Raw genomic sequence first — 17217 nt, forward strand, 5'->3', positions numbered from 1 at the left:
CTGCCTGCCTCAGGGTTTGATGTAGCTGTAGCCCTGTTTTTGCAGCTCGACGAGATAGGCCGCGCCCGAGGGGACCACCTCGGCCTCTTCGAGCATGGGCGGGGCGACCCCCTGTTTCTTGGTCATTCCCGCGATCGTGTTGGCGCAGGCACGGAAATGAATCGGCTGTTCGGTCATCGCGATGTCCTCGATCCGGGCTTTCACCGGCGAGGTGTCCGAGCGTAGCATGTTGAGGCCGGGCCCGTAGGTCACGAGCTCGATATTCACCTCCTCGCCCTGTTCCTTGTAGTACTCGATGAGGTTCAGCGCGTTGTTGAGCGCCATGTTCATCACCTGCGGATCGCTGCTGTTGACCTGGATCGCGATATTCTCGGTCGCGAGGGCCGGCATCGCCCAAACGGCCGCCGCGAGCGCCAGCCCGAGGCGGGTTCCTCCCTTGTGCATGTGATCTCCCTTTCACATTATGGATTTCCAGCCTCGGCCCGACTCGGGCGAAAATCAAGAAAAAGCGCGCTCTCACCCATTGGTCCTTCACGCAGTCGTGAATTGGCGGTCCGCATCTGCGCGGCAATTGATCATGGCCGGGTCGGGCCGCGTCGAGCCGGGTCGCGTATCGATGCAACGACGACAGGAGAGAGATGATGGCCGAGATGACGTCCCCCCGCCGCCTGCTGGGGCTTGCCGGGGCGGTCTTCGCCTTTCTGACGGTGATGCTGGGCACGACGATGCCCACGGTGCTCTATCCGCTCTACCGGCAGGAATTCGGCTTCTCCGAGGTGATCATCACGGTGATCTTCGCGGTTTATGCGGGCGGCGTGATCACCGCGCTTCTGGCGATGGGGCGATGGTCGGACCAGATCGGGCGGCGACCGATGCTGCTCCTGGGGCTGATCTGCGCGGGCGCGAGCGATCTGATCTTCTGGCAGGCGCAGGGATTGGGATGGCTACTGGCGGGGCGGTTCGTGTCGGGGCTCTCGGCCGGGATCTATACCGGGGCGGCAACGGTCGCGGTGATCGAGCTGGCCGGGCCACGGCTGCGCGAGGCGGGCACGTTTGCGGCCATTGCCGCCAATCTGGGCGGGCTGGGGGTCGGGCCGCTTTTCGCCGCCTCGATGGTGGCTCTCCTGTCCGGGCCGCTTGCTGCGCCCTATCTTTCCCATCTCGCGCTGGCGGGAATCGCGGTGCTGCTGATCCTCGCGGCCCCCGAAACCGTGCACATTCCTTCGCGCCCGCGCCTGCAATTCCAGCGCCTGAGCCTGCCGCGCGAGGTCGTGCCGGTCTTCGTTCCCGCCGCGATCGCCGCCTTCGCGGGCTTCATGGTGGCGGGGTTCTTCACCGCCGTCTCGCCCGCTTATCTGGGGGAGGTTCTGGGCCGACACAGCCCCTTTCTGATCGGGCTCGACGTGGCCTCCTTGCTGATCTCCTCGGTCGTGGGGCAGCTGGCGCTGGGGCTTTTGCCCTCGGGACGCCGGTTGCCGATCGGAGTTTCGATCCTGTTTTGCGGGGTCGTGATCCTTGCTGCGGGGCTTGGGCTGGCGCTTTTGTGGCTGATCTTTCTGGGTGCCATGGTGGCGGGCTTCGGTCATGGGATCGGGCTGCGCGCGGGGCTGGGAAATGTCGCGCAGGCGGCCCCGGAGACCGAGCGCGCGGGCGTCACCTCGACCTTCTTCACCGTGGCCTATGTCGCGATCTCGCTGCCGGTGGTGGGGGTGGGGCTGGCGAGCGCCGAGTTCGGGCTGCGCGCGACCAGTCTCGGCTTTGCGGGGATCGTGGCGACGCTTTGCCTGATCGCGATCGCGCTTCTCCTGCGCGGCACCGGACGGGGAACGGCGCAGGCGGCCGAATAAGAGCGCGATTGACGCCTCGCGCGCGATTGCCTATCTGCTGACCCGCGCGGATGGCCGGATGACCGCGAGCGCCCGTAACCCCGCGTCCAGCGGGTAGTCGGGGGCCCGAGGAAAGTCCGGACTCCATGAAGCGACGGTGCCGGGTAACGCCCGGGCGGGGGAACCCGACGGAAAGCGCCACAGAAATGAAACCGCCCTGCTCCGGCAGGGTAAGGGTGAAACGGTGGGGTAAGAGCCCACCGCGGGACTGGCAACAGGACCGGCACGGCAAGCCCCACCGGGAGCAACGCCGAATAGGGATCGCGCGCCGCGCCCGGCAACGGGGGACGGCAGGGGAGCTTCGCCCCGAGCGGTCCGGGTTGGCGGCTGGACCCTGTGAGCAATCGCAGGGCGAGAGGAATGGTCATCCATGGGGCGCAAGCCCCGGGACAGAATCCGGCTTACAGGCCATCCGCGCAAATTTCGCTTGGTGACATGAACCCGGCTTAGCCGGGCGCGCGCCGCGACGGCAGGAACCTCGGCTGGGCCATAGCTTCGACGCGCCGCGCACAATCCGCCTGCGTCATCGTGACTTGCCTTTTGCGATGGCGCACCCACTCTTCGGTGCACGAGGTGTGAAGACAGGAGAGGAGTTTTGGCTATGGGCTACACGATCGACAAAACGATGAACGGCGATTTCGACGCGGTGGAGGCGAAGGTTCGCGAAGCGCTGGCCGCCAAGGGCTTCGGCGTGCTCACCGAGGTCAATGTCTCGGCGACGATGAAGGCCAAGCTCGACAAGGATATGCCGCGCTACAAGATTCTCGGGGCCTGCAATCCCAAGCTCGCATTCGAGGCGATCAGCCATGTGCCGAAGATCGGCGTGATGCTGCCGTGCAACGTGATCTTGCGCGAGACCGATGCGGGCGTCGAGGTTTCGGCGGTCGATCCGGTCGCCTCGATGCTGGCGATCGAGAACGAAGATCTCACCGACGTTGCGAGCCATGTGCGCCAGATGCTTGCCGAGGTGATCGAGGGGCTTTGATATTCCCCCCAAATTTCTCTGGTCAAAGCGGACGAGTCGCGCAAAGCTGACCCGGACGTAACTTAACACGGGGGAATGCAATGAGCTTCGTGAAGACCTTGGCCACTCTTGCGGTCGGCTTTGCCGCCGCGAAGGGCGTGGAGAAATTCAACAAGATGGGCGGCCTCGACGGGATGAAGGACGCGCTCGGTAAGGCGGGCGAACCCGGCGGCGTGGCCGACCAGATGGGCGATTGGGCCGAGAAGATGGGCATGCCCGGCGGCAAGGAGACCGTCCGCGGCATGTTCACCCAGTTCGGCAACCAGGCGGCTTCGGCGACCGACGCGACCCAGGCGGGCCTCGGCGCCCTGATCGGGGCGATGACGGGGGCTGCAAAGACCGGTGCGAGCGGGATCTCGGACATGCTGAGCGCGGTGACCGCGGGTACTCCGGTCAACACGATGATGGAGGATCAGGCCAAGCTGATGATCCGCGCGATGATCCAGGCGGCCAAGGCCGATGGCGAAATCGACGAAAGTGAGCGCCAGACCATTCTCGATCATCTCAACGATGCCTCCGACGAGGAGATCGCCTTCGTCAAATCCGAGCTTGAGGCCGATGTCGATGTTACCGCGCTGGCCGCCGCCACCGCCGATCACATGAAGGCGCAGGTCTATTCGGCGGCGCTCATGCCGATCACCGTCGATACCGAGGCCGAGAAGCAATATCTCGCGAACCTCGCCGCCGCGCTGGGGCTCGAGACCGCCAAGGTCGCGCAAATCCACGAGGCGATGGGCAAGCCGCTCGTCTGAGCGCGGCGGTTCGGGCCATTCCGGCAGGGCGGGAAATAAATTTCAACGCCCTGTCCGGTTTCGCGGTTGACTCCGCATGGCGCATCGCTAAAAGGCGGGCTTCAAGGATTCCGCGGGTGCGCGCAACGGTGCCCGGAGCTAGGAGATAGACAATGGCGAAGCCGACGACGATCAAGATCCGTCTGAACTCGACGGCGGGCACCGGGCACTTCTACGTGACCAAGAAGAATGCCCGCACCATGACCGAAAAAATGACCGTGAACAAATACGATCCGGTCGTTCGCAAGCACGTCGAATACAAGGAAGGCAAGATCAAGTAAGATCGCCTGACTTTACGGGATAAGGGCCGTGCCTTCGGGCGCGGCCTTTTCTTTTGTGTTGCTGGGATCCGCCTCCTTGGCATGGGAGGCATGCCGGGAACAGCCGTGAAGCGGCCCGGGTGGCGCCCGACCGCCCCCTCGGTCTGGCGCTGCGGCTACGCCAGCGCGTGGGTCGAGGCTGTGCGGATGTGGCTGGAGCAACTGGACGCCCCAGAATGCGATGCGCCCACTCGGCGATCGGGCGCTGCCCCCGGTGGACGCCAAGTCTCTAAGGTTTTCTTTCAGTTGAACCGCGCGGCGAGATGCTTGCGCAATCCGCGTTCGCCGTTTCGGTGGCGCCACAGGAATCGCCGCTCCACGCTTTCAGCGCAGAGCGCGGCTTACCCCACCAGCCAGAGCGACAGGTAGAGCGCGCCGAGCCCGCCCAGGATCGCCCAGAGCGTGTTGCGCGTCATGATGCCCACGCCGAGGGCCGCGAAGGCCGCGATCAGGCGTGCCGGGTCAGGCTCGCCGCCGGTGCCCGACGGCCAGAGCACGAGCGGGGCCACCAGCCCCGGCAGCACGGCTACGGGCGTGTAGCGCAGGTAGCGCAGCGCCCATTCGGGCAGTTGGCGGTCGCCCAGGAACCCGAGGAACGAGAATCGCAGGTAGAAGGTGCCCACGCCAAGCGCTGCGATGATCCCCCAGACGAGCGCGTCCGAATAACCGTTCATCCTTGCACCGCCTTTCTTCGCGCCACCCAAAGCTCCACTTGTGCGCCCGTCACCATCGCCGCAAGCGCCGCGATCATGAGGCCCACGCCCGAGGGGAGGAAGCTCAGTGCGAGTGCCCCCACCACCGAGACCAGCGCCGCCGCGACATGGGCCAGCGTGCGCAGCGCGGGGCCGATCATCGCGAGGAAGGTGATCGGCACGGCGAAATCGAGCGCGAATTCCGGCGGGATCTGTGCGCCTACCAGCGCGCCGACAAGCGTTGCGACATACCAGTTCGGACAGACCGGGGTGCACACGCCCGCGTAATAGGCCAGCTTCTCGGCGCGGCTCATCTCGCGATGGCTCTCGTATTCATTGGCCGCCAGCGCATAGGCCTGATCGACCATGAAATAGGCCACCAGTGCCTTCTGCCAGGTCTTCGCCTTGCCCAGATGCGGGGTCAGCGCCGCCGAATACATCGCCATGCGCAGGTTGACCGCGAGAGAGGCCGCCAGCACCAGCACCACCGGGGCATGATCGCCCATCAGCTGAAGCGCGGTGAATTGCGCGGCCCCCGCGATCACCATGATCGAAAAGCCCATCACCTGCGCAAGATCGAGCCCCGCATTGGTCGCGGCCACGCCGAACAACAGCCCGAATGGCACGATCACGAGCAGGAAGGGCAGCCCGTGGCGAACTCCGCGCCAATAAGCGTCCCTGATTGCGGTGCTGTCGGACATGATACTTGTCTCCCGATCCCAGTTGCGGGACAGATAGGCGGGGCGGCGCGGAAAGGCAAAGCGCGAGATTGTAACGGAGGCAATCGCAAGGGTGGATCGTCAGGTGGTCGCAGTGATCCTCGCCGGAGGGCAGGGGCGCCGGATGGGCGGGGTCGACAAAGCGATGGTGTCGCTTGCCGGTCGGCCGCTCTTCGCCCATGTCGCGGCGCGGATCCGGCCGCAGGTGGCTCAACTCGCGATCTCCGCCAATGGAGACCCGCTGCGCTTTGCTCCGTTCCCCGTCCTGCCCGACGCGCCCGCACGGCGCGGCGAGGGGCCGCTCGCAGGTGTCCTGAGCGCACTCTACTGGGCCGAGGCGCAGGGCGCGAGGGCCGTGCTGAGCGTGCCGGTCGATACGCCCTTCCTGCCGGGCGATCTGGTGTCACGGCTTTCGGGCGCGGGCCATGCCATTGCCTGCTCTCAAGGCCGTGCCCATCCCAGCGTGGCGCTCTGGCCGGTGCGCCTGCGTCCCCGGATCGAGAGCCTCTTCGCCCAGGGCGAACGCCGCCTGCGCATGGCCTGCGAGGGCGCGCGCGAGATCGACTTCGATGCCACCCCCGATCCCTTCACAAACCTCAATACCCCCGAGGATCTGAGCGCGGCCGAGCTCATCCTCGCAAGAGGCATGCCGTGAGCATCGCCCTGCGCCACGGCCTTGCCGGCGAGCATCGCGCCGAGGCCGCCCGCCTTTACTGGCAAGCCTTCGGCAGCAAGCTTGGCCGCGTGATGGGGCCCGAACCAAAGGCGCTGCGCTTCATCGCGCGCGTGATCGAGGTAAGCCATGTGATCAGTGCGATCGACGAGAGCGGCGAGCTGATCGGGGTGGTGGGGTTTCGCACGCCGCGCGGCTCTTTCGTGGGGGGCTGCTGGGACGATCTCGTCGCGATCTATGGCCGGGCCGGCGCGCTCTGGCGCGCGGCCTGCCTGCATCTTCTGGCCCATGACCTCGCCCCGAAGGTGATGATGGTCGACGGAATCGCAGTGCGGCCGGATCGCCGCGGGACAGGCGTGGGCGCGGCGCTGATCGAGCGCCTCGTCGCCGAGGCGCGCGAGCGCGGCTATGACGCGCTTTGCCTCGACGTGATCGACGAGAACCTGCGCGCCCGCGCGCTCTACCAGAGGCTCGGCTTCGAGGTGACGGGACGGCGCAGCTCCGCCCTGACCCGGATCGTCTTCGATTTCCGCTCGGTGCAGGTGATGCGCCGCAGGCTCTAGAAAAGGGGCTCTGCCCCCGCGCTGACGCGCTCCCCCGAGATATTTCTTTCAAGAAGAAGCCATGCGCGATCTCGTCGCCCTTCTTCTTGATCGAAATATCTCGGGGGAGGCTCCGCAAGGAGCCGGGGGCAGCGCCCCTAGTCGAAACTGCCGGTTACGCGGCCCAGCAGCATGAAGGCGCGGGCGGTACGGGTTTCGGCAAGCTCCGCGATTTCCTGATCGCTTGCGTTCTTCTCGAACTCGGCGAAGGTGCGGTCGAACTGGCGCAGGAAATGGTGGGCCGCGTCGCGAAAGATCGTGTCGCCGCGCATCCGGCCCGCCGTGAGCGCGAGCGAGGAGCGGTCGCGGATGCCGCCGAGCGAGGCGATCTCGCGGCCGCGCTCGCCTTGGGCGAAGCGCCGCCAGAGCTCGGGTCGGGCGCGATCGGGCTTGAGGTCGTCCATGTAGATGCCGTCCTGCGCGAGCAGGTTGAGCACGTCTTGGGCCGAGCGCAGCAGTTTTGCCGTGGCGCGATCCTCGAGCGCGCGACGCAGCGCGCGGAAGCCGTCGGCATCATCGGGCGAATCGGGAAAGTTCAGGGCGCGGACGAAATCGGCGACCGAGATCGGAGAGCGCAATTCCTCGGCCGGGGTGCCGAGGGCCAGCATCGGCTCGCTGTCATCGGCACGCGCGGGCGGAGGTGCGACCAGCGCCGCCTTGCGATCGGCGGAGGGTTGGCTTGCCTGCGTGTCGCGGCGCGAGGCGAAGGTCGCGATCGTCGTCTCGGCCTGGCGGGTGACGGCGGCAATCTCCTCGAGTTTCTTCTCGACATTCTGATCGTTGCGCAGCGCCTGCTGGTTCAACCAGGCCATGCGCATCGCCTCGACCGATTGTTTGAGCGCTGCGGCCTCGGCGCGCATCTCGCGGCTGGCACGGGCGGTGACGGCGGCGATCCAGATCATCGCGATCGGCAGGGCCATGCCTACGAGCAGGCTTACGGTGTTGAACAAAGAGGCTGTCGAGGCCACGCCGGGGGCGAAGAACCAGAACCCCGCCACCATGGCGAGCCAGAGCAGGGTCACGCCGAGTGCGATCCATTCGATACGACCGGGGCCGCGGACCAGGGGTTCGGCGGGGGCGGGCGCAGAGGGTTTCTGCGCGCCGAGAACGGAGATTTTCTCCTTGAGCCGATCCGCGGGTCTTCCCATAGCCCCCTTCCGTGCCGTGGCGTCGTGCCGAGACGGGTCTCAGACGAATTCGATCTTGAGGATCTCGTAGGCCTTGTCACCCCCCGGCGTGCGCACTTCGACCGAGTCGCCCTCATCCTTGCCGATCAGTGCCCGCGCAAGCGGCGATTTCATGTTCAGCTTGCCTTTTTCGAGGTCGGCCTCGGGCTCGCCCACGATCTGGTAGGTCTTTTCCTCGTCGGTATCCTCGTCGACGATGGTCACGGTCGCGCCGAATTTCACCGCACCCGACATTTTCGTCGGGTCGATCACTTCCGAGCGGCCCAGAAGACTCTCGATCTCCTTGATCCGGCCCTCGATGAAGCCCTGCTTCTCGCGTGCCGAATGGTATTCGGCATTCTCGGACAGGTCGCCCAATTCACGCGCTTCCGCGATCGCCGCGATGATCGCCGGACGTTCCTCGGACTTGAGTTTTTTCAATTCTTGACTGAGCGCGTCATACCCCGCGCGCGTCATCGGCACTTTTTCCATGGAAGGCTCCCGAATTCGGAACTGTCCCTAATTCAGGGCATCTAAATCTGGTCTGCCCACCCGAAGTCAAGTGGACAGCGCGATTTTCGCCGGGAAACGCCCGGGATGCAGGCGTAATATTGTTGCGCGGCATCGCAGCGTAACAATTGCCTCATTACGCAAGGTAGGCTAGTCAGTCGGCGAAGCTGGAACGGCAAGCCAAGGGGTTTGGGACATGACCGAAGTGACGCGCGAGTCGATGGAATATGATGTGGTGATCGTGGGCGCGGGGCCGGCAGGCCTCTCGGCGGCGATCCGTCTCAAGCAGATCGACCCGGAGCTGGAGGTCGTGGTGCTCGAGAAGGGCTCGGAAGTGGGCGCGCATATCCTGTCGGGCGCGGTGCTCGATACGAGCGGTCTCGACCAGCTCATCCCCGACTGGAAAGACAAGGGCGCGCCGATCACCGTGCCGGTGAAGAAGGACAACTTCTACATGCTGGGCGAGGCCGGTGCGATGCGCATCCCGAACTGGCCGATGCCGCCCCTGATGTCGAACCACGGCAAATACATCGTTTCGATGGGCAATGTCTGCCGCTGGATGGCCGAGCAGGCCGAGGGCCTCGGCGTCGAGATCTTCCCGGGCATGGCCGCCTCGGAAATCGTTTGGGATGGCGATCGCGTCGCCGGTGTCGTCGCGGGCGAGTTCGGCAAGGAAGCCGATGGCTCGGAAGGCCCGGGCTACGAACCGGGGATGGAACTGCGCGGCAAATACGTGATGATCGCGGAAGGCGTGCGTGGCTCGCTCGCCAAGGTGGTGATGGAGAAGCACAACCTCTCGGACGGTCACTGCCCGCAGAAATTCGGCCTCGGCATGAAGGAGATCTGGGAGATCGACCCGGCCAAGCACCGCGAGGGCACCGTGACCCACACGATGGGCTGGCCGTTGAACGGCAATGCGGGCGGCGGGTCGTTCATCTACCATCTCGAGAACAACCAGGTTTACGTGGGCTTCGTCGTCCACCTGAACTACGAGAACCCCTATCTTTACCCCTACATGGAGTTCCAGCGCTTCAAGCATCACCCGATGGTCGCGGAGCTTCTGGAGGGCGGCAAGCGCGTGGCTTATGGCGCGCGCGCGATCTCGGAAGGCGGCTGGCAGTCGATCCCGAAACTGACCGTGCCGGGCGCGGTTCTTCTGGGCTGCTCGGCGGGGCTCGTGAACGTGCCGCGCATCAAGGGCAATCATAATGCGATGCTCTCGGGGATCGCGGCGGCGGAAGCGGCAGCGGCGGCGATCAAGGGCGGTCGTTCGGGCGACGAGCTGGTCGAATACGAGGCCGATCTGCGCTCGGGCCCGATCGCGAAAGACCTCAAGAAGGTGCGCAACGTGAAGCCGATGTGGTCGAAGTGGGGGATGATCCCGTCCCTCGTCTTCGGCGGGTTCGACATGTGGACGAACGACCTTTTCGGCTTCTCGCTGTTCGGCACGCTCAAGCATGGCAAGTCTGATGCGAAAGCTACCGGCGAGGCGAAGAATTTCAAGGAAATCGAGTATCCCAAGCCCGATGGCAAGCTGAGCTTCGACCGCCTGACCAATGTCAGCTTCTCCTTCACCAACCATGAAGAGAGCCAACCCTGCCACCTGAAGCTGAAGGACCCGTCGGTTCCGATCTCGGTGAACCTGCCGAAATTCGCCGAACCCGCGCAGCGTTACTGCCCGGCTGGTGTCTACGAGGTTCTGGAGAGTGCCGAGGGGCCGGAATTCCGGATCAACTTCCAGAACTGCGTCCACTGCAAGACCTGCGACATCAAGGATCCGAGCCAGAACATCAACTGGACGACCCCGCAGGGCGGCGACGGGCCGAACTACCCGAACATGTGAGGGGCGCACCCGACTGTCGGTCGGGTGCTGCAAAGACAAGGGAGGGCGCGATCTCGGATCGTGCCCTTTTGCTTTGCAGGGTTAGCGCGCGGCCCGCGTCGCTTGGCGCAATCCGGCCTCGAACCGCGCGAGCTCGCCGGCGCTCGGGCTGCGGCCCGTGTAGATCTCGACGTAATGGGAAATGCGCGACAGCCGGGTTTCCAGCGTTTCCTCGGTGCGCATCGAGATATAGCCGATCTGCACGAGGTAGATCGTGCGGGCGCGCACATCGGCGTCCTCCGCGTCGTGGCCGTGGGTGATCAGCATCGCGCGCAAGGCCTCCAGCCGCGCCGCATCCGCCTGCGCCAGCCGCGCGGCCATCGCCGGATCGCTCAGCCCCCAGGCGCGCGCCGCATATTCCAGCCCCGCATCGAACCCGCCTGAAAGGAAGCAGGCCAGAACGTTGAGCATCGCCTCGGCTTCGGTTTCGGCATAGGCGCGGGTGGCCGCCAGAAGCGGCGCGGTGGTCGCCTCGTCCCAGGCGGCCGCGAGCGCGTCAAGCAGCGCCTCGCGGTCCTTGAAGAACCAGTAGAAGGAGGTGCGCGACAGTCCGAGCCCCTTGGCCAGAGGCTGGATCTTCACCGCATCGACCCCGCCTTCGATCAGCGCGGCTTTCGCAGCCTCCAGCCAGCCCTCGCGCGAGCCGCGCCAGCCGGTGTCTTTTTCGGTCTCGGAGGTGGTGTCCATGGTCCCAAGTTAGCCTTTCCGCACGGCGCTCTCAAGAAAATGTTCACATATGAACCTAAACTTGACACATATGAACATTTTGTCAGACTGGCCGCGCAATCAGGAGATTCCCCCATGTCCAGCGATCCGCTCCTTCAGCCCTATCAGCTCAAGCACCTGACGCTTCGCAACCGCTTCATGATCACCTCGCATGAACCCGCCTACCCGGAAGACGGGATGCCGAAAGCGCGCTACCGCGCCTATCATGCGGAGCGCGCAAAGGCGGGGGTGGCGCTGACGATGACGGCCGGATCGGCAAGCGTGGCGCGCGACAGCCCGCCGGTGTTCAACAACATCCTCGCGTGGAAAGACGAGGTCGTCGGCTGGATGAAGGATCTGACCGACGAGTGCCATGATCACGGCTGCGCGGTGATGATCCAGCTCACGCATCTGGGCCGCCGCACCCGCTGGGACAAGGCGGACTGGCTGCCCGTCGTCTCGCCGGGGCACGAACGCGAGGCCGCGCACCGGGCCTTTCCGAAGAAGGCAGAGGATTGGGACATCGCGCGGATCATCGAGGATTACGCCGATGCGGCCGAGCGGATGCAAGCGGCGGGCCTCGACGGGATCGAGTTGCAGGCCTACGGGCACCTGATGGATCAGTTCTGGTCACCGCTGACCAATGATCTCGACGCACCCTATGGCGGCTCGCTCGACAACCGGCTGCGCTTCACCTTCGACGTGCTCGACGCGGTGCGCAAACGGGTGGGGTCGGAGTTCATCGTGGGCGTCCGCTATACCGGCGATGAAGACCTCGAGGGCGGGCTGACCAAGGCCGATGGGCTGGAGATTTCGCGGCGCTTGCGCGATAGCGGCATGGTCGATTTCCTCAACGTCGTGAAGGGCCATATCGACACCGATCCGGGCCTGACCGACACGATCCCGATCCAGGGCATGCGCAACGCACCGCATCTCGATTTCGCGGGCGAGATCCGGGCGGCGACGCAATTCCCGACCTTCCACGCGGCGAAGATCCCCGATGTCGCCACCGCGCGCCATGCGATCGCGAGCGGAAAGCTCGACATGGTCGGAATGACCCGCGCGCATATGGCCGACCCGCATCTAGTGGCCAAGGTGATCGCGGGGCGTGAAGACGATATCCGGCCCTGCGTGGGGGCGAATTACTGCCTCGACCGGATCTATCAGGGCGGCATGGCGCTGTGCTTGCACAACCCCGCGACGGGGCGGGAACTGGAGGTCGGGCATGACATCGCACCCGCGACTGAGCGCAAACGCGTCACCGTGATCGGCGCGGGGCCGGGCGGGCTCGAGGCCGCCCGCGTCGCCGCCGAGCGCGGACATGCGGTCACCGTCATCGAGGCCGCCGATCAGCCCGGCGGGCAAATCCGGCTGACCGCGCTGGACGAGCGTCGCCGCGAGATGATCTCGATCACCCAGTGGCGTTACGACCAATGCGTGAAGCTCGGCGTCAGCTTCCGCTTCAACGAATTTGCAGAAGCGGCGGACGTGATCGCGACCGCGCCCGATGAGGTGATCGTCGCGACCGGGGGGCTGCCGCATACGGAGGTGCTGGTTGAGGGCAATGATCTGGTGGTTTCGGCCTGGGATATCCTCTCGGGCGACGTGAAGCCGGGGCAGGACGTGCTGATCTTTGACGATGCGGGCGACAATCCGGGGCTGATGGCCGCCGACAAAATCTCGGCGACCGGGGCGAAGGTCGAGATCGTGACGCCCGACCGAGCCTTTGCGCCTGAGGTGATGGCGATGAACGTGGTGCCCTATATGCGCAACCTGCAAGGGCGCGACACGACCTTCACCGTCACTTGGCGGCTCATCTCGGTGGCGCGCGAGGGCAACCGGCTGCGCGCACGACTTGGCAGCGACTACGGAGATTTCATCCGCGAGCGGCTGGTCGATCAGGTCGTGGTCAATCACGGCACGCGGCCGCTCGATGAGCTGTATTTCGACCTCAAGCCACTGTCGTCGAACCTCGGCGAGGTGGATTACGACGCGCTCTCGACCGGCGGCGTGCAGGCGCTGAAGCCTAATCCCGAGGGCGCGTTCCGCCTGTTCCGGATCGGCGATGCGGTGGCCGCGCGCAACACCCATGCGGCGATCTATGACGCATTGCGGCTGGTGAGGGGGCTCTGAGCGCAGTCCGAGGGGAGGGCGGTGCTGCCCGGGTCGCTTCGTAGCCGATCCGGGTCGATGTCGGGCCCAGGTATCAGACCTCGACCTCCACCTCCCCGATCGGCTTGGAGCAGCAGGCAAGAATGTAGCCCGCAGCCACATCGTCCTCGGAAATCCCGCCATTATGGACCATGTGCACGTTGCCCTTGAGCTTGCGCGTCTTGCAGGTGCCACAGACACCGAAGGTGCAGCCAGAGGGGATGACGATGCCGGCCCGACGCGCGACGCCCAGAACCGTGTCCGCTTCGGAGCATTGCGCCGTCACGCCGGAGCGCTTGAAATGCAGCTGTGCGCTCGCGGTCATGTCGGGTACCAGATCATCCGTTTCCGGCACTTCGTCGGCGGTCTCGGCAGGCGCCGCGAAACTCTCCTGATGGTAGCGATCCATGTCATAGCCAAGCCCGATCAGCATCTCGCGCACCGATGTCATGAAGCTTTCGGGGCCGCAGCAATAGATCTCGCGCTCGAGGTAATCGCTCGCCATCAACCCGATCATGATCTGGTTGAGCCGCCCGCGATAGCCGGTCCAGACATGATAGGGATCGTCCTCGGAGACGAGAAAATGCAGTTTCAGCCCCGGCACGCGGGCCGCCATGTTCTCCAGCCTCTGACGCGCGATGATTTCGGAGGGACGGCGCGCGCAGGTCACGAAACACACGTCGATATCGGTGCCGCGATCGTAGAGATAGGTGGTCATCGACAAGGTGGGGGTGATCCCCGACCCGGCCGAGATGAAGAGGTATTTCTTGCGCTCCTTCGGCGGCAAGGTGAACACCCCCGCCGGTCCCATCGCCTTGATCTTCACGCCCGGATTCAGGTTGTCGAGCATCCAGCGCGTGCCGAGGCTGCCTTCCTGCGCCTTCACCGTGATCGATATGCCGAGCGGGCGCGAGGGCGAGGACGAGATCGTGTAGGTCCGCCAGAGCGGGCCGCCCGGAACCGGCAGCTCCAGCGTGAGGAACTGACCCGGCAGGTAGCGAAACATCGCTCCCGAGGGGGCGACGAAGCTGAAGGTGACGGTATTGGGCGCCTCGGGCACCACCGCGCAGCATTCGAGCGGTTCGGAATCGGTCCAGATCCCCGCGTCGTCCGCGGCGCTCATTTCGACATGTCCGGTCATTGGCTCACTCCGCTGCGAGGGTCGAGCGACCCATGTCCCGCCCGGTCATCGCGCGGATCATCGAGTCCGCATACCAGTTCGAGAACTGGATCAGCCCGTCTTCGTGGCTTTGCGAATAGGGGCCGGGTTCGTAGGCGGGCGAGAGAATGCCGCGCTGGTTGTTCTCGACGACTTCGCGATCCTCGTCATTGGTGTGGAGCCAGACCTCGGTCAGACGATCAAGGTCATAATCCACCCCTTCGACGGCATCCTTGTTCACCAGCCAGGTGGTCTGCACCTCGGTCTGCATCGGGCCGATCGGGGTGACGCGGAAGGTGATCGAGTGGTCGGCAAGGAAATGGTTCCAGGTCGAGGGATAATGGAACTTCACCAGCGTCCCCGCCTCGCGCTCGGCAATCCGGCCAAGGCGTTTCGTGACCGCAGGCTTGCCGTCCATCGTGTAGCTCTCGGCCCCTTCAAGGAGAGGCATCCGCGCCAGACGATACTGGCCCGCCGGATCGAGCCGGAAGCGCGAGGGAGCGCCGGCCGCCTCGAGGCGCTGGAAATGTTTCTCGATCATCGGGGGGAAGTTGCCATCCGCACTGACGCCGCTGATCGTGGGGTCCTCCGGGTAGGTGCGGCACAGCGAGGGGTGGTTGCCCGCACAGTGATAGCACTCGCGGTTGTTCTCCCAGACCAGCTTCCAGTTGCCTTCCTCGATGATCGTCGATTGATAGGCGACCTTGGCATTGGCCAGATCGTGGGGCGCGAGATAGGGCTCTGCGATGGCTGCGAACGTATCGAAATCCGGGGCGTCCTTGGCCACGCAGATATAGACGAGCCCGGCCAGCACCCGGCAATGCACGGGTTTGAGCCCATGTTTCGAGGCGTCGAAATCGGGGCCCATATCGCGTGCCCAAAGCAACTTGCCGTCGAGCTCGTAGGTCCATTGGTGATAGGGGCAGACGAGCTTCGGGTTGGTCCCCTTGCGGGTCTTGCACAGCACCGAGCCACGATGGCGGCACGAATTGTGGAACGCGCGGATCACGCCGTCCGAGCCGCGCACGATCACCACCGAATAGGCGCCGAGCTCGTAGACGACGTAATCGCCGGTCTTCGGGATCTCGCAGGCGGGCATCGCGAAGAGCCATTCGCGATACCAGAGGTTTTCGAGATCCGACTGAAACACGCCCGGGTCGCAATAGAGCGCCTGGGGCAGGGAATGGGCCGGTTTCCGGCGCATCAGCAACGAAAGGACATCCGGGTCGCGCAGCATGGGAGGTCTCCGTGGGAACCGGCGGGGAGGGCCGGGGCAGGTTGCGACAAGCGGGCGGGGTGAAGGGAACCCTGCGCCATGATCCCAAGAAGCCGCGCGCGCGCAAATTTGTCGGCGTCCGAAACGACATCCGGTGCGCCTCTCGCGACTTGAGGCGGGCGCAAGGGGCGGGTCGGGCGGAACAAAAGGGGGCGCTGTCCCCTCTTGGCTTACGCCAATTCATCCCCGGGATATTTTCGCCAACTCGAAGGATGGATCGGCCGCGTGATTGCCGCCCGCGCGCGCGGTCCTCATCGGGTTGATCGCGAGACAGGGCGGCATTGCGCGCAGCGATTGATGCAGGTCAAGGCCGCTTTCCCGGCTGCGTGGCACTTGCTCTGAAAAAGGAAACGCAAGGAGACCTCCCATGAGCTACAAGGCCAAGATCGACGAGATGCGCAACGAGCTGCGCGCGATGTACCGGGCGATCCCCGACACCACCGCGGGCTTTGGTACGCTGTCGAAAGCGGTGAAGGAAAACGGGCCGCTCGATGTGAAGACGAAAGAGCTCCTGGCGGTCGGCATGGCGATCGTGCTGCGCTGCGAGCCCTGCATCAACTTCCATGTCGAGGCGCTGATGAAGGCCGGGGCGACCCGCGAGGAGTTGGGCGATGTGCTCGGCATGGCGATCCAGATGGGCGGCGGTCCGGCCGTCATGTATGCCGGTCACGCGCTGGGCTGCTGGGACGAGCTGGCCGCGGCCTGAGGCCTGCCCGCGCCTTGAGTGCGACAAGTTGTCCGGCCCGCGGCGGAAGCTGCGGGCCGTGACGTTTCAAGGCCAGAATGAGTTTTCGCAAAGGACAGGACCGATGAAATATCTAGCTCCACTCGCCGCCGCCATGGCTCTCGCGGCAGGCCCGATTTTCGCTCAGAACGTTCCCGTTCCCGGCGTGGAATTCATGGCGCAATGGGATCTGAACGGAGATGGAAAGGTCACGCTCGACGAGGCGCGGGAGCGTCGCGGCGACATTTTCACCATGTTCGATCAGAACGAGGACGGGACATATTCCGCCGACGAGATCGCGATGATCGACGAACACCGAGAGATGGAGCGCGAGGCCGGCATGGGCCCGGGCCACCAGCTTCCCGAAGGCATGCAGCCGGGGCAGGGGCTGGGCATGGGGCAGGGACCCGGCAACGGGATGGGGCCGGGGCAGGGCCCCGGCAAGGGCGGCATGGCGCCCGGCAGGGGGATGGGCCCCGGCCAAGGTCTGGGCCAAGGTCCCGGTCAGGGCCGCGGTCTTGGGCCGGGCGGAAATGCGGCCGCCGTTGCGGGCTTTGACACGCCCGCGGGGGAAGGGCTGATGATTTTCGACCGGAATGGCGACAGGGTGATCTCGCGCACGGAATTCGTGGCGGGCACCGATCTTTGGTTCCGCATGCGCGACCGCAACGGCGACGGGATGATCACCGGGGCCGATTTTGGCCCCGGGAACTGACGCCAGCACATTGATGCCGGCAAATTCATGCTGGCGGACTGATCCCGGCAAGGCTTTGCCGATCGCCCTCCTTGGCCCGGTTGTCACAGGTGACAGCCGGGCCTTTGCATGAGAGGCTGGTACAAAATCACGAGGAGGTGAGCATGGGACTCTCGCGCAGGCTGTTCGTGACCGGGGCGGCGCTGAGCCTTGCGGGATGCGGCGCGCCGCGCGGCCAGCAGG

18 protein-coding genes and 1 other RNA gene are annotated in these 17217 nt (G+C 65.2%); 11 read left to right on the plus strand and 8 right to left on the minus strand.

Annotation, left to right across the window (positions count from 1 at the left end; genetic code table 11):
* Nucleotides 1–9: 9 nt before the first annotated feature.
* Entirely contained in the window at nucleotides 10–444 is a 435-nt protein-coding gene (locus BMI90_RS15720) for a DsrE family protein (protein WP_078530449.1), read from the minus strand.
* Nucleotides 445–641: 197 nt separating this feature from the next.
* Between BMI90_RS15720 and BMI90_RS15725 the strand changes: the two genes are divergently transcribed.
* The 5 genes from BMI90_RS15725 to rpmG all read left to right on the plus strand — a co-directional run bounded on the left by BMI90_RS15725 (nucleotide 642) and on the right by rpmG (nucleotide 3982).
* The gene (locus BMI90_RS15725) at nucleotides 642–1847 is read left to right on the plus strand and encodes an MFS transporter (RefSeq protein WP_210401971.1); all 1206 of its coding nucleotides are present in this window, start codon (nucleotides 642–644) and stop codon (nucleotides 1845–1847) included.
* Nucleotides 1848–1893: 46 nt separating this feature from the next.
* An RNA gene (gene rnpB, locus BMI90_RS15730) (RNase P RNA component class A) lies at nucleotides 1894–2306 on the plus strand.
* 181 nt (nucleotides 2307–2487) lie between these two features.
* Nucleotides 2488–2871 carry a DUF302 domain-containing protein gene (locus BMI90_RS15735; protein WP_078530451.1) on the plus strand — a complete coding sequence of 128 codons (384 nt, stop codon included), beginning with the start codon at nucleotides 2488–2490 and terminating at the stop codon, nucleotides 2869–2871.
* Between the two features lie 80 nt (nucleotides 2872–2951).
* A complete protein-coding gene (locus tag BMI90_RS15740) occupies nucleotides 2952–3662 on the plus strand; it encodes a tellurite resistance TerB family protein (protein WP_078530452.1) in 711 nt (236 codons plus the stop codon).
* Between the two features lie 152 nt (nucleotides 3663–3814).
* Nucleotides 3815–3982, plus strand: coding sequence for a 50S ribosomal protein L33 (gene rpmG, locus BMI90_RS15745; protein ID WP_011750518.1), 168 nt, complete (start codon nucleotides 3815–3817; stop codon nucleotides 3980–3982).
* A 380-nt stretch (nucleotides 3983–4362) separates the two neighbouring features.
* Here rpmG and BMI90_RS15750 read toward each other — a convergent pair whose 3' ends face one another.
* Both BMI90_RS15750 and BMI90_RS15755 read right to left on the minus strand, forming a co-directional pair.
* Complete coding sequence (locus BMI90_RS15750) at nucleotides 4363–4695, minus strand: AzlD domain-containing protein (protein WP_078530453.1); 333 nt, start codon at nucleotides 4693–4695, stop codon at nucleotides 4363–4365.
* On the minus strand, nucleotides 4692–5414 hold the full coding sequence (locus BMI90_RS15755; RefSeq protein ID WP_078530454.1) for an AzlC family ABC transporter permease: 723 nt from the start codon (nucleotides 5412–5414) through the stop codon (nucleotides 4692–4694). Before BMI90_RS15755 ends, BMI90_RS15750 begins: the two co-directional genes overlap by 4 nt.
* Before the next feature lie 91 nt (nucleotides 5415–5505).
* Between BMI90_RS15755 and mobA the strand changes: the two genes are divergently transcribed.
* Together mobA and BMI90_RS15765 are read left to right on the plus strand one after the other, a co-directional pair.
* Nucleotides 5506–6087, plus strand: coding sequence for a molybdenum cofactor guanylyltransferase MobA (gene mobA, locus BMI90_RS15760; RefSeq protein ID WP_281491819.1), 582 nt, complete (start codon nucleotides 5506–5508; stop codon nucleotides 6085–6087).
* The gene (locus BMI90_RS15765) at nucleotides 6084–6668 is read left to right on the plus strand and encodes a GNAT family N-acetyltransferase (protein WP_246831567.1); all 585 of its coding nucleotides are present in this window, start codon (nucleotides 6084–6086) and stop codon (nucleotides 6666–6668) included. The genes mobA and BMI90_RS15765 overlap by 4 nt, the downstream gene beginning before the upstream one ends.
* A 137-nt stretch (nucleotides 6669–6805) precedes the next feature.
* Here the strand turns inward: BMI90_RS15765 and BMI90_RS15770 are convergent, their stop codons facing one another.
* Complete coding sequence (locus tag BMI90_RS15770) at nucleotides 6806–7855, minus strand: hypothetical protein (protein ID WP_078530456.1); 1050 nt, start codon at nucleotides 7853–7855, stop codon at nucleotides 6806–6808.
* 39 nt (nucleotides 7856–7894) lie between these two features.
* The gene (gene greA, locus BMI90_RS15775; RefSeq protein ID WP_078530457.1) at nucleotides 7895–8365 is read right to left on the minus strand and encodes a transcription elongation factor GreA; all 471 of its coding nucleotides are present in this window, start codon (nucleotides 8363–8365) and stop codon (nucleotides 7895–7897) included.
* A gap of 214 nt (nucleotides 8366–8579) precedes the next feature.
* On the opposite strand from greA, the gene BMI90_RS15780 reads away from it, so the two are divergent.
* Complete coding sequence (locus BMI90_RS15780) at nucleotides 8580–10226, plus strand: electron transfer flavoprotein-ubiquinone oxidoreductase (protein WP_078530458.1); 1647 nt, start codon at nucleotides 8580–8582, stop codon at nucleotides 10224–10226.
* A gap of 81 nt (nucleotides 10227–10307) precedes the next feature.
* Here the strand turns inward: BMI90_RS15780 and BMI90_RS15785 are convergent, their stop codons facing one another.
* Nucleotides 10308–10952, minus strand: coding sequence for a TetR/AcrR family transcriptional regulator (locus BMI90_RS15785; protein WP_078530459.1), 645 nt, complete (start codon nucleotides 10950–10952; stop codon nucleotides 10308–10310).
* 114 nt (nucleotides 10953–11066) lie between these two features.
* Between BMI90_RS15785 and hpbA the strand changes: the two genes are divergently transcribed.
* Nucleotides 11067–13103, plus strand: coding sequence for an N-methyl-L-proline N-demethylase HpbA (gene hpbA, locus BMI90_RS15790; protein WP_078530460.1), 2037 nt, complete (start codon nucleotides 11067–11069; stop codon nucleotides 13101–13103).
* Nucleotides 13104–13176: 73 nt separating this feature from the next.
* Here hpbA and BMI90_RS15795 read toward each other — a convergent pair whose 3' ends face one another.
* Together BMI90_RS15795 and BMI90_RS15800 are read right to left on the minus strand one after the other, a co-directional pair.
* On the minus strand, nucleotides 13177–14262 hold the full coding sequence (locus BMI90_RS15795) for a hybrid-cluster NAD(P)-dependent oxidoreductase (protein WP_093470078.1): 1086 nt from the start codon (nucleotides 14260–14262) through the stop codon (nucleotides 13177–13179).
* A 4-nt stretch (nucleotides 14263–14266) separates the two neighbouring features.
* Nucleotides 14267–15517: an aromatic ring-hydroxylating dioxygenase subunit alpha gene (locus BMI90_RS15800; protein ID WP_078530461.1), complete on the minus strand. Its 1251-nt coding sequence runs from the start codon at nucleotides 15515–15517 to the stop codon at nucleotides 14267–14269.
* A gap of 406 nt (nucleotides 15518–15923) precedes the next feature.
* On the opposite strand from BMI90_RS15800, the gene BMI90_RS15805 reads away from it, so the two are divergent.
* Nucleotides 15924–16262 carry a carboxymuconolactone decarboxylase family protein gene (locus tag BMI90_RS15805; RefSeq protein ID WP_038077404.1) on the plus strand — a complete coding sequence of 113 codons (339 nt, stop codon included), beginning with the start codon at nucleotides 15924–15926 and terminating at the stop codon, nucleotides 16260–16262.
* Between the two features lie 103 nt (nucleotides 16263–16365).
* The gene (locus tag BMI90_RS15810; RefSeq protein WP_078530462.1) at nucleotides 16366–16995 is read left to right on the plus strand and encodes a hypothetical protein; all 630 of its coding nucleotides are present in this window, start codon (nucleotides 16366–16368) and stop codon (nucleotides 16993–16995) included.
* Nucleotides 16996–17217: the final 222 nt, after the last annotated feature.

Source organism: Thioclava sp. L04-15 (assembly GCF_002020275.1).
GTDB lineage: Bacteria > Pseudomonadota > Alphaproteobacteria > Rhodobacterales > Rhodobacteraceae > Thioclava > Thioclava marina.